Origin of the sequence: Vibrio sp. qd031 (genome assembly GCF_002100145.1) — a bacterium.
In the GTDB taxonomy this organism is placed as follows: Bacteria; Pseudomonadota; Gammaproteobacteria; order Enterobacterales; family Vibrionaceae; genus Vibrio.
Map to the genome: position 1 here is coordinate 236,371 of NZ_JXQD01000025.1, position 15,330 is coordinate 251,700.

Here is a 15,330-nt window from a genome sequence, read left to right on the forward strand (position 1 = left end):
GTTTGGAGTATATAAACAGATGATGGAAAGGTTACGCGAAGGCGTGAATAGCATCGCGGTAAAGATTATTTTGGGCTTGATTATCTTGTCCTTCGTTTTTGCTGGTGTAGGTAGCTACATTGTTGGCGGAAACGCGAATGTTGCAGCGACAGTGGGTAACGTCGATATCGCGCGTGGTGAGTTTGAACAAGCGTATCAAAATGAGCGTAACCGTTTACAAGCGCAGAACAGTGATTACTTCAACGCGCTTCTTGGTGACCCAACTTATGTAGCGCAGCTGCGTCGCTCTGTGTTGCAACGTATGGTGAACCAGGCGCTGCTAGAGCAACAAGCCGATGAGCTCGGATTGCGCATCAGTGACCAACAAGTTCGTGATCTCATTGTCACTATGCCACAATTCCAGAATAATAGTCGTTTTGACCAAGAGGTGTATCAATCTTTCTTGCGTCGCGCTGGCTTTACTCCAGATTCTTTCGCTGAATACTTACGACGTGACATGATTCGTACACAATTGGCAGGGGCGTTAGCCAACACTGATTTTGTATTACCTTCAGAAATTGCTATCGCTAGCGGATTGATCAGCCAAACGCGTGATATTCGCACTTTAGAAATCAATGTGAATCAACTGGCTGAAACTATCGAAATCAACGACGAGCAAATTCAGCAGTATTATGATGACAACGCACAGCGTTTTACTCGTCCTGAACAGTACCGTATTTCTTATGTCGAGCTTTCGGCTCAGCAACTGCAAAATGAGTTTGCCCCTACTGACGACGAAGTTGAAGATTATTACCAAGACAACCTCTCTTCATTTTCAACTGAAGAGCAGCGCCAAGTTGCACACATCTTGATTCAAGGTGATGACGAAGCAACGGCTCAAGCTATTTTAGATGAGCTAAACGCAGGTGGCGACTTTGGCTTACTGGCTCAAGACAAGTCTCAAGATCTTGGCAGCGCGGAAGAAGGTGGCGACCTAGGCTGGATTGAAAAAGGTGTCATGGATCCAGCGTTTGAAGACGCTGCATTTGCACTGACTACTGTCGGCGACATGACAGGGTTAGTTAGGAGTGACTTTGGTTACCACATCATCAAGCTGAACGCGATCAAAGAGCCTCAGGCTAAGCCACTCGCAGAGATTAAAGATGAACTTACTGCTGAGCTTTCAGGTCAGAGAGCGGTGGATGAGTTTTATCGTCTACTCACTGAGCTAGAAACGGTAGCATTTGAGTTTCCCGACTCACTAGACGATGCAGCGACGGCAATTGGTGCAGACGTAACCACGACCGATTTTGTGTCGGCCTACGAGCTGCCAGACGTTCTACGTAGTCAAGGCGTATCGAGTGCGCTGATGAGCGAAGAAGTAAAATTTGACGGCCTTAACTCAGAAGTTATTGAAGTCGGATCGGAGCATGTCGTTGTAGTTCGCATCGAGGACGCTCGTGAGCAGACCGTGTTGCCATTAGAAGACGTTAAGGCAGACGTAGAGTCACAGTTAACTTTATCGCTTGCTCGTGAGCAAGCAGATGCGCTAGCGCTTGAAGTGATTGACGCATTGTCTGTTGGGAACGAGACCGTTCTTACCGATAATAATCTGAGCTTTAACGAAGTCAGCACTGTTGATCGTGGCTCTGAGTTTGCGGATGTGGTGTTTGCTATGCCGCGCCCAACCGAGCAAAGTCATTTTGCACAGACGCAAAGCCTCATTGGCAATGTGATCGTGGTCGAGTTGTCGAAAGTGAATGACGTGATCAGCAGCGACTTTAACCAGCAAATCGAAGCTCAGCTATTTCAAACCTTCCAGGGGCAAGAGCAGCAAGGGTTAGTGAGTCAACTGGCAGAAACGATACAGATCGAATACTTCATCGGTGAGTAACTTCACAGCACAATGAAAGCTAAAGTAATAACGGGCTGCATTTTATGCAGCCCGTTCTATTTTTATCTTCGGTAACGTTTGTTCTATATGAATTGTCGGTAGGGTTGTGTTGCAACTTAAAGGAGAACAACATGACTAAAACACTATCGACTATTTGGCTGACTCTACTGGCACTGTTTAGTGTCGGCTGTTTCGCTGCGCAAGAAACGGAGTCTCAAAACGAAAACGTTAACATTGTCGTTAACATCAATCAGGCGGATGCTGAAGAACTTGCTACCCTTTTACAGGGGATTGGTCTGAAAAAAGCACAGAATATTATTGAATACCGAACGGTACATGGCCCATTCACCAGTGCTGATCAATTAACCAATGTCAGTGGCATAGGCGCAGCTACGGTCGATAAAAATCGGCAACGTATTGCGTTGTAAGTACTCATGTCGCGATTTGCCGCGAATCACTTGTGAATGAATAAGGCCACTCTCAAAGAGTGGCCTTATTATTGCAAGTTATTCATTATGTGAAGCATCAAACCAATATACCTTAGAACAGCACGTGCATGAATGGATGAAATCTTGAGCCATTCGACACGAGCAGGTAAGCTCAGACGAATAATTGAGTTGTCACTATAAAACTAGTTCTACATAGTATTGTTGGCACGATAATCGCTTAGTACTAAGTAGTCACACCAAAACGGTAGAAAAGGGGCAAACAATGGCCATCAGTTTTAACAATGCATTAGGCGTACATCAGCACACGGTCGGTGTGCGTGAAAGTAATGCAGAGCTGATTTCTACCAACATTGCACAAGCTAACACCCCAGGCTACAAGGCTAAGGGTATGGACTTTGATAAAGCAATGGCCGCGGCGAAGTCGGGTCAGAGCATGGGATTGAGTCGAACCAATGGGCGACATATTGCCGCCTCGACCAATTTTACCTCTGGGACTGAATATCGCTTGCCAACTCAACCCGATACCGGTGACGGCAATACTGTTGATGTTGACCTAGAACGAAACCTGTTCATGGAAAACCAACTGCGCCATCAAGCGTCACTCGATTTTTTAGGGTCGAAGTTTAAAAATATGACGAAAGCGATCAAAGGGAGCTAATCGATGAGTTTATTCAATGTTTTTAACGTGACGGGATCTGCAATGAGTGCAGAATCTATCCGTCTAAATACAACATCAAGTAACCTCGCCAACGCAGATAGCATTAGCAGCAGCGCTGAGCAGACCTATAAAGCCCGTCATGCGGTTTTTGGTGCCGAATTGAGTAAAGCTAAATACAACAGAGACCACAGTGTTCCCGTAAAAGTGATGGGCATTGTAGAGAGTGATAAACCGCTGAATGCGGAGTACAACCCAGATCATCCAATGGCAAACGACGACGGCTATATTTACAAGCCTAACGTAAATGTCATGGAAGAGATGGCAAATATGATTTCCGCATCCCGTTCATACCAAACAAATGTACAGGTTGCTGATGCAAGCAAACAAATGCTGCTGCGTACGCTGCAGATGGGTCAATAAGGTAAGGAGGACAGCTGATGGCTATTGATAATGTCGGTCAAAGTGGCTTGTCTTATATAGACCAACTTAAACAATCACAAGAGCAGACAAAAACCCAACAAACGGGCGGCAAAAATGAGCTAAAGCAAGATGACTTTTTGTCATTGTTGACTAAGCAGCTTGCGCACCAGGACCCGTTTAAGCCGGTAGAAAATGACCAAATGATCGCTCAGATGGCTTCTTTTGCAACTGTTGATGGTATCAATAAGATGAATACACAGTTTGATAGCTTGAATTCGTCTATGACCTCAAATCAAGCGCTGCAGGCGTCGTCTCTTGTAGGGCGCGACGTACTGGTTCCAGGTGCTGCGGGAATGAAAGATCAAATGGGTGGCCTTGCCGCTATGGTTAACTTGCCAACCTCAGTCGATAACTTAATGGTGCGCATCGAGAATGCCGCTGGTGAGTTAGTCCGCACCTTTACCGCAGGGGCAAATCCTGCTGGTGAATCTCGCGTAGATTGGGATGGTTTGGACGACACAGGCAATGCAATGCCGGCCGGAAGATATAACGTAAAAGCCAACGGCTTAGTCGATGGTCAAAACACTGAGTTCGATGTATCAACATACGCCAACGTAAACAGCGTATTGCTTGGTAAAGGGGACGGCAACGTACTGCTTAACCTAGAAGGGTATAACAGCCCAGTTAAACTCGCTGAAGTAAAGGAAGTTGGCAAAGGTTAATTGCCTTAGGAGAAGGGTATGTCTTACGTATCATTAAGTGGTTTATCTGCGGCGCAGTTAGACCTCAATACAACCAGTAATAACATTGCAAACGCCAACACCTATGGCTTTAAAGAGTCTCGTGCTGAATTTGCTGATGTGTATTCAAATTCGTTATTTACCAACGCCAAGACCACCCCAGGGCAGGGCGTTCAAGCAAGTTCTGTGGCGCAGCAGTTCCATGAAGGGTCAAGTGTTTACACCAATAACCCGATGGATCTTCGTGTCCAAGGTACGGGCTTTTTTGCGGTGGCAAAAGATCGCCTCACACCGAATATGAACGAGTTAACTCGTAACGGTGCGTTCCACTTAAACAAAGACAACTACATGGTGTCGAGCGCCGACGAGTACCTATTAGGTTACAATGTTAACCCTGACAGCGGTCAGGTTACGTCATACGAGCCTAAACCACTGAAGATCCCGGCAGAGTTTGGTAAACCAAAGATGACGGAAAACATCACTTTGGGTGTAAACCTGCCAGCGACGGGTGAGGCTAAAGATCCAGCCGCATTTAACTTTGAAGATCCAGATACATTCAACCGCTCTACGTCAGCGACAGTGTATGACTCTATGGGCCAATCTTACAAAGTCACCACCTATTATATTAAAGATCAAAATACCCCGAACAACTGGCAAGTGTATTACACCATGACAGATGGGGAAGGCGAGAAAGCGCTCAACATTGACGGTGGTGATGCGTCCACTCCAGGTGGCCACGCCGGCCATACCATGACCTTTAACAACGACGGTACGTTGGCTTCTGTCAACTCAGGTCAAGCGGTTAATACCGTGGCGCTTGGCAGCAATGTTCCGCCAATCGACCTCAACGGTGCCGATGTTAATCAGGTGATGAACTTTAACGTGAGCAGCACGACTCAGTTTGCGGCACCCTTTGAAATGACGGCATTTGATGAAGATGGCGCAACCACTGGTTTCTTGAGCAAAGTTGACTTTGACGAGTATGGCAGCGTGATCGGAACCTACTCTAACGGTAAAAGTGTCACTCTTGGTCGTGTTGCTTTGGCACGTGTCACCAACGAGCAAGGGCTAGATAAAAAAGGCGGTACTCAATGGGCGAGCACTCAAAACTCCGGTGATAAGATTTGGGGTGAGTCCAACAAAGGTGCTTTTGGTAGTATTTCCAGCGGTGTTCTAGAGCAGTCAAACATCGACATGACGCAAGAGTTGGTCGATTTGATCAGTGCTCAGCGTAACTTCCAAGCGAACTCTCGTGCGCTCGATGTTCATAACCAACTGCAACAAAACATTCTACAGATTCGATAACCGCGACTCCTTGAATAAGACAAGCTTTGCCGCGGCATGCGGCAAACTTGTCTTTTCTTTCCTCTCTGCTGTTAAAAATGATCTTTATTTTCATTTAGATCATTGAAAAACAAGATAAATTAAACTTGGCACATCAATTGCTATATATCGGTTAGTACACAGTAATCGAGGAAGGCAAAATGGATCGTGCACTCTTTTTGGCCATGAGCGGCGCAAAACAAAACATGCAAGCGATGCAGCTAAGATCAAACAACTTAGCCAACGTAAGCACTACGGGTTTTCGCGCAGATCTAGAGCAGGCTCGCTCCATGCAAGCTTACGGTCAAGGGTTGCCCACCCGCGTATTTTCCATGACAGAACGCCCTGGACACAGCTTTCAACAAGGTAGCGTGATCACCACAGGTCGTGACTTAGACGTCACCATTGAGGGTGATGGCTGGATATCGGTCATGGATGCGACGGGTAAAGAGGGTTTAACTCGAAACGGCAATTTGCACATCGATCAGAACGGTTTGCTAAAAAATGGCGCGGGTCATTTGGTGTTGGGCAACAACGATGCGCCAATCACCTTACCAGTTCCATTGAGCAAAGTTGAAATAGGTCGAGACGGAACCATTTCCGTTATCCCAATGGGCGCTGCCGCAGATGCCGTTGAAGAGATTGATCGCATTAAACTGACTCGACCTGATAATCAGACATTGTTTAAAGACAACAATGGCCTATTTCGTTCAAAGCAGCCTAACGCTTTCTACGAAGCTGATGCACAAGTCAAATTAGCGACGGGAACCATTGAAGGCAGTAACGTCAATGCGGTTGGAGAAATGACCAATCTTATCGATTTACAACGCCAATTTGAAATGCACGTAAAAATGATGAAAACCGCAGAAGATATGGACAAGGCGTCAGATTCTCTGCTTCGTAGCAGTTAACGCCAACAGGGAATAAGGAAAGGGTAATATGCAACCAGCACTATGGGTCAGTAAGACCGGTCTAGACGCACAACAGACAAACATTGCCACGATCTCCAACAACTTGGCTAACGCCTCGACCATTGGCTACAAAAAAAGTCGTGCGGTGTTTGAAGATCTGTTTTATCAGAATATTAATCAGCCGGGTGGTCAATCGTCGCAAAACACTGAGTTGCCAAGTGGGTTAATGTTGGGGGCGGGCTCGAAAGTGGTCGCCACGCAGAAAATCCATACCAATGGTAATGCGCAAACCACCAGTAACTCATTGGATATGATGATTGAAGGTGACGGATTTTTCCAAGTTATGATGCCGGACGGCAATATTGGCTACAGCCGCAATGGTCAATTTACGTTAAACGATGAAGGTGTTGTGGTCACCACTGGCGCAGGTTACGCCTTAGAGCCAGAGATTACCATTCCGGAAGACGCAATTTCGATCACCGTAGGTAACGACGGCGAAGTGTCAGTGCGCCTACGTGGTCAACAAGACAACCAGGTTGTGGGACAAATCACCACTGTCGATTTCATTAACCCCGGCGGTCTTGAGCCTATTGGTCAAAACTTGTACTTGCCTACCGGGGCAAGTGGTGAAGCTCAAGAGGGCGTTCCAGGTTTTGAAGGTCTAGGCTCGATAAGGCAGTCGATGCTAGAAACCTCTAACGTTAACGTGACTGAGGAGTTGGTTAACATGATCGAAGCTCAGCGCGTTTACGAAATGAACTCTAAAGTCATCTCGGCCGTCGATAAGATGATGAGCTTTGTGAATCAGCAGCTGTAAGGGGAGGCAAACCATGTTTAAGCATATTTTTGTTGGATTATGTGTTGTCTCTTTGGCCGGTTGTGCGCAAGGTTGGATTTTTGAAAACACTGGCCCTCAGACTGATATGGAGTCAGGTACAACTGTTGTCGATGCAGTTGAAGGCGATCAGTCTGCTGCAGAGTCTACAGGTTTGGTGGATACGCTTAGAGGCAGAAACGATCCGGTGGCGAATGATCCGGCATGGGCACCTATACATCCACCGAAGAAACCAGAGCATTACGCGACCGCAACAGGGTCATTATTTAATGATGCCTTAGTTCAAGATCTCTACAACGATTCAAAGCCACATGGTATTGGCGATATCGTTACCGTGATGCTTGATGAGAATACCAAAGCGGCAAAAAGTGCCGATGCGGACTTATCGAAAAGTAATAACTCTACGTTGGATCCTATCATCTTGGGTGGCCAGCCGATAAACATCGGCAGTTATGACCTCTCTTATGAGCTTAACAACGACAACAACTTTGAAGGCAATGCTTCGGCGAATCAAAGTAACAGTATCAGTGGTTCAATAACGGTCGAAGTTACCGATGTCCTGGCAAACGGCAATTTAGTGATCCGTGGTGAAAAATGGTTAACCCTAAATACCGGTGACGAATATATTCGCCTCAGTGGCACAATTCGACCTGATGACATCAGTTACGAAAATACCATTGATTCTACTAGAATTTCTAACGCTCGAATCCGTTATGCGGGCACGGGTACCAATCAAGATATGCAGGAACCTGGATTCTTGGCACGATTCTTTAATGTCGCTTTATAACGGACAGTGAATGTGATGGAACTTTGACGGATGAAACAACTATTAATCGTACTAGGCAGCTGCTTAATGCTGCTGGCACAACCCGCCCACGCGGCGCGCATCAAAGACATTGCGCAGGTTGCCGGCGTTCGTAGTAACCAATTGGTTGGCTACGGGCTAGTGACAGGTCTACCGGGCACGGGTGAATCAACCCCTTTTACCGATCAAAGTTTTAACGCCATGCTGAGCCAATTCGGCATTCAGTTGCCGCCAGGCACAAAACCAAAGACAAAAAACGTTGCCGCAGTTATTGTCACAGCAGAAATGCCAGCGTTTACCAAACAAGGGCAACAAATTGATGTGACGGTATCGTCGATTGGCTCTGCAAAGAGCCTTCGCGGCGGTACCCTATTGCAAACTTTTTTGAAAGGTTTGGATGGAAAAGTCTATGCGGTAGCTCAAGGCAACCTTTTGGTCAGTGGATTTAGTGCTGAAGGCGCTGATGGATCGAAAATTGTCGGCAACAACCCAACCGCTGGTACCATTTCAAATGGTGCGATGGTAGAGCAAGAGATTCCATCCCCCTTTGGTCGTGGTGATTATATTACCTTTAATCTGTCAGAGTCTGATTTTACTACCGCACAGCGCATGGCCGATGCCGTTAACGACTTTCTTGGGCCACAAATGGCTAACGCCATTGATGCCACCTCAGTCCGTGTGCGCGCACCACGAGATGTAAGCCAACGCGTTGCATTTTTATCGGCAATAGAAAATTTAGAATTTGAACCCGCTGATGGTTCAGCAAAAATCATTGTGAACTCTCGTACAGGCACCATCGTAGTGGGCCAGCATGTACGCCTAAAACCTGCTGCAGTCACTCACGGTGGAATGACCGTCGCGATTAAAGAAAACCTCAATGTAAGCCAACCAGGGCCATTTGGCGATGGGCAAACTGTAGTGACGCCGGATAGCGATATTCAAGTTACTGAAGCCGATGGCAAAATGTTTAAATTTGAACCTGGGCTAACGCTAGATGACCTAGTGCGTGCGGTTAACGAAGTTGGCGCTGCCCCATCGGATCTTATGGCGATATTGCAAGCGTTGAAGAACGCCGGTGCGATTGAAGGCCAGTTGATCATCATCTAAGCAGGAGGCAGTATGACGGTAACGACTCAAGACGTTGGTTTTATTCATGACTTGGCAAGCTTAGACAGTCTTCGCCAAAAGGCTGTTGCTGGCGACGAAGACAGCAAAGAAGCGTTGACCGCTGCCGCAAAGCAGTTTGAAGCGATCTTTACCAACATGTTGTTCAAATCGATGCGTGATGCAAACTCAGGCTTTGAAAGCGACTTAATGAACAGCCAAAACCAGTCCTTTTATCGTCAGATGTTGGATGAGCAGATGTCGAGTGAACTCAGTGCCAACGGATCGCTTGGGTTAGCCGACATGATAGTTAAGCAGCTACAAGCAGCACAAAGCCCAAGCGTCGAAGAGCATACTCCAAACCATGAGCTGCAAGCGCGTACAGGTGGATTTGGAACGGTTGCCGCGGCAAGCTCAACGTCTTCAAATGCTGACATGCCTGATATACGTGACATTCTACCTTCACCAGAAGGTAAAACGATCTACGACCAAACTCGTAACAGTGGTTCGTTTACTGTCCCAAGTAGCATGGCAAGTGCATCATCCGTTGCCGCTCCTAAACAATCTACGCCTACCTTTGATACACCCAAACAATTTGTGGCACAGTTGACCCCATACGCGGAGTCTGCAGCGCAAGTATTGGGCGTTGACCCATCACTGCTTATCGCGCAAGCGGCATTGGAAACAGGCTGGGGCAAAAAAGTCATTGGCAATTCACAAGGAAGCACGCACAACCTATTCAATATTAAAGCCGATCGCAGTTGGAAAGGGGATAAGGTCAGTAAGCAGACTCTGGAATATCACGGTCAAATCCCAGTTACTGAGCGCGCTGCATTTCGTTCTTACGAGAGCTTTGAACAAAGCTTTAGCGATTACGTTTCTTTCTTAAAACGTAATCCTCGTTACAAAACCGCATTGACGGATTCACAAGACTCTACACAGTTTATTCAAGGCATTCATAAAGCTGGCTACGCGACGGATCCTGCCTACGCTGACAAAGTACTATCGATTAAGAATCGCATTGATAGAATGTAATCGGATGTGCTTGCGAGCATCGCTATAAAAACAGCCATATAACAAGCAGCCTCCTAAGGTTGCTTGTTTCATTTTTAATCCAGCGAGTCTTGCACACCTCTTTGTTTTTCCGCAAGTTATCATTATTGGCATAGGTATTGCTTTAGTCTATTCAACAACTATTTTTTGTATGAATCGGTGGAGTTTCCCTTATGGCATCGGATCTTCTGAGTGTCGGCACCCAGAGTGTCTTAACCGCTCAGAAACAGCTCAATACCACGAGCCACAACATTGCCAATGCAAACACGGACGGGTTTAACCGCCAATCTGTGATCCAAGAAGCCAATACGCCTCGCTTATATGGTGGGCAAAGCTATGGCATGGGTGTGCATGTGGAAAATGTTCGCCGCTCTTGGGATCAGTTTGCCGTTAACGAACTCAATTTATCGACCACCGACCTACATCGCAATCAAGCGGTTGAAACCAATTACGAAATTCTCAGTGGCTTACTCGCCTCCAATGCATCAAAGAAAGTGCCTGAAAATATGAATGCTTTTTTTGATGCGGTGAAATCTTTGTCTGATTCTCCAAACGATATGGGCTCACGAAAAGTGGTGCTGGAGCAGGCAAAAGTGATCGCCAAAAACCTCAATAACTTTCATGAAACCGTCAGAGTGGAAGCGGCAAACAGCAATAAGCGGTTAGATGCCACGGTTAACAGAATCAATGGCATCGCCTTGGAAATTCGTGATGTGCATCGAGCAATGATGAAAACCAATGGGCCTAAAAATGATCTTTTAGATCAGCACGATAAGCTGATAAAAGAGCTTTCTCAGTATACCAAAGTCACGGTTACACCTAAGTCCGGTAATGAAGCCTTTAACGTACATATTGGCAATGGCCACAGCATAGTGTCCGGTGTCGATGCAAGCCAGCTCGCTTTGGTGAATGGCGACCCTGATCCACAGCAAAGACAATTGGCCATTGTTGAAGGCAAGGGCATTAAGCGGATCTCACCAAAAGACATCGATGGTGAGCTGGGCGCATTATTGGATATGAGGGATAAACATATTCCTCAAGTAACCGATGAATTAGGTCGATTGGCGTTAGCATTTTCACACTCCATCAATACATTGCAAGAATCAGGACTGGATTTAAACGGCCAGGTGGGTCAACACATGTTTACCGACATTAACCACCCAGACTCGATGAAAGCTCGGGTTGTGCAAAATCCACAATCCAGTGCCCAGATGGCAGTTAAAATCACCGATCTTTCTCAGCTATCGGGTGGTGAATATAAACTGCAATACGATGGCTCTAAGTACACCGTCACAGATGACCTCGACAATCAACAAATTCTGTATCCAGCCAGCGACGGCAGCATTAGCTTTGATGGCGTTAACGTAAATATCCAAGCGCCGCCTCAGGTAGGTGAAAGGATCCTAATACGCCCAACGCGAAGTGGTGCACAAGATATTCAAGTGGCGATGAGAGATGCCGCTAGCATTGCCGCGCAAAGTTATGACACCTCTCACAGCTTTACCACAGGTAAAGGTGAAGTTGAGATAAACAGCGTAGGTACACTAAAAGAATTTCAAGTGGTGGTGAGTCCAACAGGGACACAATTTGCCGTCACCGACATGAATGGCAACGTACTATTGCCACCCCAAGCGTATCCGCCGGGTGCTTCTATATCTCTGCAAGGTACCAGCTTTTCATTGACCGATGGTGCACACGCCAATGACACGTTTGCGTTTAACCTCAACCATGCAGAAGGTGATAACGGCAACCTCAGAAAAATCCAAAGCTTGCAAACAGATAAATTGATGAATGACGGCAATAGCTCTGTGATCCAGCTCTACCACAACTTAAATACTGATGTGGGTTTGCAGCATGCAACTTCGTCGCGAGCTACTCAAGTGTCAAGGCTCGAAAACGAAGCCGCGCAATCAAGAATTGCCTCAATATCTGGGGTAAACCTAGATGAAGAAGCGGCCAACATGATGAAGTTTCAGCAAGCATACATGGCATCGTCAAAAGTCATGCAAGCGGCAAATGACACCTTTAACACGATTTTGCAGCTAAGGTAGGGAGGTAGAGTATGATCAATCGAATTGCGAGCTTCCATAACTATCAATCTGTGCAAAACGAGCACCGCCGATTGGAAAGTAAGGTCAATTACAACCAACAACAGTTGGCGTCAGGTAAACAGTTAATCTCGCCTGGAGACGACCCTATTGCGACGCACTATGTACAGCAGGTGAAGCAACAAGACGAGCAAGTGAACCAGTTTATCGATGCGATTGTACTGGTCCGAAACCGTCTTGAGCACAAAGAAGTCCTTATTTCTTCAGCTGAACAATATTCCGATCAAGCAAAACGAACCACGATGGAAATGGTGAATGGTGCGCTGTCACCCGAAGACAGGCAAGCGCATGCGACTCATCTGCAAGAGCTGTCTCGTAATCTGTTGCAATTGGTCAACAGCCAAGATGAAACCGGTAATTATACGTTTGCAGGAACAAAGCCTAAATCCCAGCCTTTCTTTATGGACGCAGCGGGTAAGGTAAGTTATGCCGGGGACAGTTATCAGCGACTAATGAAAATTTCAACCAACACTGAGGTCGCGACGAACGAGCCTGGAAATAAGCTGTTTATGGAAGTCGTTAACCCATACGGAGACTACCGCCCTAGTTATACTTTGCAAAGTGGCTCTGAAGTGCAGTTATCTTACGCGCAAAACTTGGACGCTGCCGATACCGCCAGTTATAAAGTCACTTTTGTGGCAATGCCAAATGGTGACTTTGGGTATCAATTAGAGCAAAACGGCGTTGCGGTAAAACAAGATATTTACGAACCAAGCCAAGGGATCCAATTTAACGATCTCTCCGTAAGCGTCAAAGGGCTTATTAAAGCTGGTGACAGCATCGACTTAAGTCCTCAAAAAACCTTCAGTGTGTTTGATACTTTCCAAAATGCGGTGGCGTTAGCAGAAGAATCGGTTTCAGACGCCTCGGCCACGGCAGAGCTTCACCGAGCAACGGATGAATTTCAGGCGGCCTTTGGCCACCTAGCTAAAGTGCGTACATCGGTGGGTACTCGATTAAGCAGTTTGGATGTGCATGAAGCGCAACATGAAGATTTTAAACTCAGTTTAGCCAAGTCCAAAAGTCGATTTGAAGATTTGGACTATGCCAAAGCGGTGATTGACTTTAATGAAAATCAAATGGCGCTCAAAGCGTCGCAAACCGCATTTGGTAAAGTAAAAGATTTAACTCTGTTCAACTATATCTAGTCTGTACTGATTGCCTTATGTGCTATGCCATAAGTGCCCAGTAATACAGTTGAGATTGAACAGAAACATGTGGCAATAATTGCCGCCCTCACATTGCCGATTTTGTAAACGGTTAAGTGAAACTCAAGAATAGGCTGTAACCGCGTATTCTTAACTTTTTTCTAGAATTTCAGTATCGCTGAAGCCCTTATAAACAAAGGGGTCAGAGAAATTGGGTAAATTTTTACAATTATTTTTAGAATGTTGGCACGCATGTTGAATTACTTAAATCAGAAGCGAAAACAACGCGATGTTTTTCATTCAACTTGATGAGAGCTGAGTTTGCCGCTAGCCAAGCAAACGCAAAGGAAGCTGCTAGCTGACCGTTAAGGTCTGGCAAATTCGAAAGGAGAGCAATACATGTCTGTAACAGTAAATACTAACGTCTCTGCAATGACTGCACAGCGTTATCTAAACAAGGCCACTGGTGATCTTAATACGTCTATGGAGCGTCTGTCTTCTGGTCAACGTATCAACAGTGCTCGCGATGACGCGGCAGGCCTACAAATTTCTAACCGTTTGACTGCGCAATCACGTGGTCTTGATGTGGCAATGCGAAATGCTAACGATGGCATCTCTATTGCGCAAACAGCAGAAGGCGCGATGAACGAGTCTACCCAGGTACTGCAACGTATCCGTGACTTGTCACTGCAATCTGCCAACGGTGTAAACTCGGATCAAGAGCGTGTTGCGATACAAGAAGAAGTGTCTTCTTTGCAAGATGAATTGAACCGTATCGCAGAAACTACGGCCTTTGGTGGACGTCGTCTACTCAACGGTACCTTCGGCGAAGCTTCGTTCCAAATCGGTGCCAATGCTGGTGAAGCTATGGTGATGGAACTGACCTCTATCCGCGCCGACGATACCCGTATGGGCGGGTCGACATTTGAAGGTGCAAATGTTGTCGGTAAGCAGTGGGAAGTTGCAGCAGGCGCAAATGACTTAACCATTGATTTTACAACCAAAGACGGTGAAACGGTCAATATATCTCTCAACACGCCGGTGGGTGATGACATTGAAGAGCTAGCGACCTATATTAATGGTCAAGCTCCATACCTTAAAACGTCTGTTTCTGATGACGGTTTTTTGCAAGTATTCCTACCAGAAGACAAGCTAGATGGTAATGTTACCTTTGGTGGCACCTTGGCCACCGACCTAGGCTTAACCTCGGGTGCTGGGGTTGTAACAACAGCGCAAGACATCGATGTTCGTACTGTAGCTGGCGCGCAAAACGCTGTGTCGGTTGTCGACTCAGCGCTACGTTACATCGACTCACAGCGTGCGGATCTTGGTGCGAAACAAAACCGTCTTGATCATAGCATCAATAACTTAGCCAATGTTCAAGAGAATGTTGAAGCGTCAAACAGTCGTATCAAAGACACTGACTTTGCAAAAGAAACGACGGAAATGACCAAAAACCAAATTTTGCAGCAGGCTGGTACTTCCATTCTAGCCCAAGCAAAACAGTTGCCAAACTCTGCAATGTCACTATTGCAGTAGTTGTTTCGCTTTTGAGTGGTGCTTCCGACGGGAAGCGCTATGCGAATCAACGACTTGGTAACGGTATTTATCTTATGGAGAGCAGAGCTCTCTCACTCTCAACTCTTGCTTGATATTAGATAAATACGTTTAGTGCGTTATCTGTGTGGTCAATCTCTCTCGATCTCCAACACAGTTAGCAAGCCATTAAACAGCCCCGGTTCTCTCAAAGATAGGGGCTTTTTTCACACCTCAACTGATTGCGCAATGCCAGTTGTGAGCAATATCTCTGCACTTTTCCACAGAAAAATCTTTCTATATCGGCATGTTATGACCGAGCTTTAGCCTTTTTAAAATCTGCGTGTCCGTTTTGGGCGCTTTGTCG

14 protein-coding genes are annotated in these 15,330 nt (G+C 46.3%); all 14 read left to right on the top strand.

Annotation, left to right across the window (positions count from 1 at the left end):
- Positions 1-19: 19 nt before the first annotated feature.
- A complete protein-coding gene (ppiD, locus tag ST37_RS13060; RefSeq protein ID WP_084887067.1) occupies positions 20-1,873 on the top strand; it encodes a peptidylprolyl isomerase in 1,854 nt (617 codons plus the stop codon).
- A 131-nt stretch (positions 1,874-2,004) separates the two neighbouring features.
- Positions 2,005-2,301: a ComEA family DNA-binding protein gene (locus ST37_RS13065; protein WP_084887069.1), complete on the top strand. Its 297-nt coding sequence runs from the start codon at positions 2,005-2,007 to the stop codon at positions 2,299-2,301.
- A gap of 283 nt (positions 2,302-2,584) precedes the next feature.
- Positions 2,585-2,980 carry a flagellar basal body rod protein FlgB gene (flgB, locus tag ST37_RS13070; protein ID WP_084887072.1) on the top strand — a complete coding sequence of 132 codons (396 nt, stop codon included), beginning with the start codon at positions 2,585-2,587 and terminating at the stop codon, positions 2,978-2,980.
- A 3-nt stretch (positions 2,981-2,983) separates the two neighbouring features.
- Positions 2,984-3,400 (top strand): flagellar basal body rod protein FlgC, encoded by a 417-nt coding sequence (gene flgC / locus ST37_RS13075; RefSeq protein WP_084887074.1) that lies wholly within the window; start codon positions 2,984-2,986, stop codon positions 3,398-3,400.
- A 14-nt stretch (positions 3,401-3,414) separates the two neighbouring features.
- The gene (gene flgD, locus ST37_RS13080) at positions 3,415-4,122 is read left to right on the top strand and encodes a flagellar hook assembly protein FlgD (RefSeq protein WP_143698200.1); all 708 of its coding nucleotides are present in this window, start codon (positions 3,415-3,417) and stop codon (positions 4,120-4,122) included.
- A gap of 18 nt (positions 4,123-4,140) precedes the next feature.
- Complete coding sequence (flgE, locus tag ST37_RS13085; RefSeq protein WP_084887078.1) at positions 4,141-5,445, top strand: flagellar hook protein FlgE; 1,305 nt, start codon at positions 4,141-4,143, stop codon at positions 5,443-5,445.
- A 179-nt stretch (positions 5,446-5,624) separates the two neighbouring features.
- Positions 5,625-6,374, top strand: coding sequence for a flagellar basal body rod protein FlgF (locus ST37_RS13090; protein WP_084887080.1), 750 nt, complete (start codon positions 5,625-5,627; stop codon positions 6,372-6,374).
- Positions 6,375-6,402: 28 nt separating this feature from the next.
- A complete protein-coding gene (gene flgG / locus ST37_RS13095; protein WP_084887082.1) occupies positions 6,403-7,191 on the top strand; it encodes a flagellar basal-body rod protein FlgG in 789 nt (262 codons plus the stop codon).
- Positions 7,192-7,204: 13 nt separating this feature from the next.
- Entirely contained in the window at positions 7,205-7,996 is a 792-nt protein-coding gene (flgH, locus tag ST37_RS13100; RefSeq protein ID WP_084887084.1) for a flagellar basal body L-ring protein FlgH, read from the top strand.
- Positions 7,997-8,026: 30 nt separating this feature from the next.
- Positions 8,027-9,121, top strand: coding sequence for a flagellar basal body P-ring protein FlgI (locus ST37_RS13105; protein ID WP_084887086.1), 1,095 nt, complete (start codon positions 8,027-8,029; stop codon positions 9,119-9,121).
- Positions 9,122-9,133: 12 nt separating this feature from the next.
- Positions 9,134-10,153 (top strand): flagellar assembly peptidoglycan hydrolase FlgJ, encoded by a 1,020-nt coding sequence (gene flgJ / locus ST37_RS13110; protein ID WP_084887088.1) that lies wholly within the window; start codon positions 9,134-9,136, stop codon positions 10,151-10,153.
- 191 nt (positions 10,154-10,344) lie between these two features.
- Positions 10,345-12,222, top strand: a complete 1,878-nt coding sequence (gene flgK / locus ST37_RS13115) for a flagellar hook-associated protein FlgK (protein ID WP_084887090.1) — start codon at positions 10,345-10,347, stop codon at positions 12,220-12,222.
- A gap of 11 nt (positions 12,223-12,233) precedes the next feature.
- A complete protein-coding gene (gene flgL / locus ST37_RS13120; RefSeq protein ID WP_084887092.1) occupies positions 12,234-13,427 on the top strand; it encodes a flagellar hook-associated protein FlgL in 1,194 nt (397 codons plus the stop codon).
- A 399-nt stretch (positions 13,428-13,826) separates the two neighbouring features.
- Positions 13,827-14,966: a flagellin gene (locus tag ST37_RS13125; RefSeq protein WP_084887094.1), complete on the top strand. Its 1,140-nt coding sequence runs from the start codon at positions 13,827-13,829 to the stop codon at positions 14,964-14,966.
- Positions 14,967-15,330 lie beyond the last annotated feature (364 nt).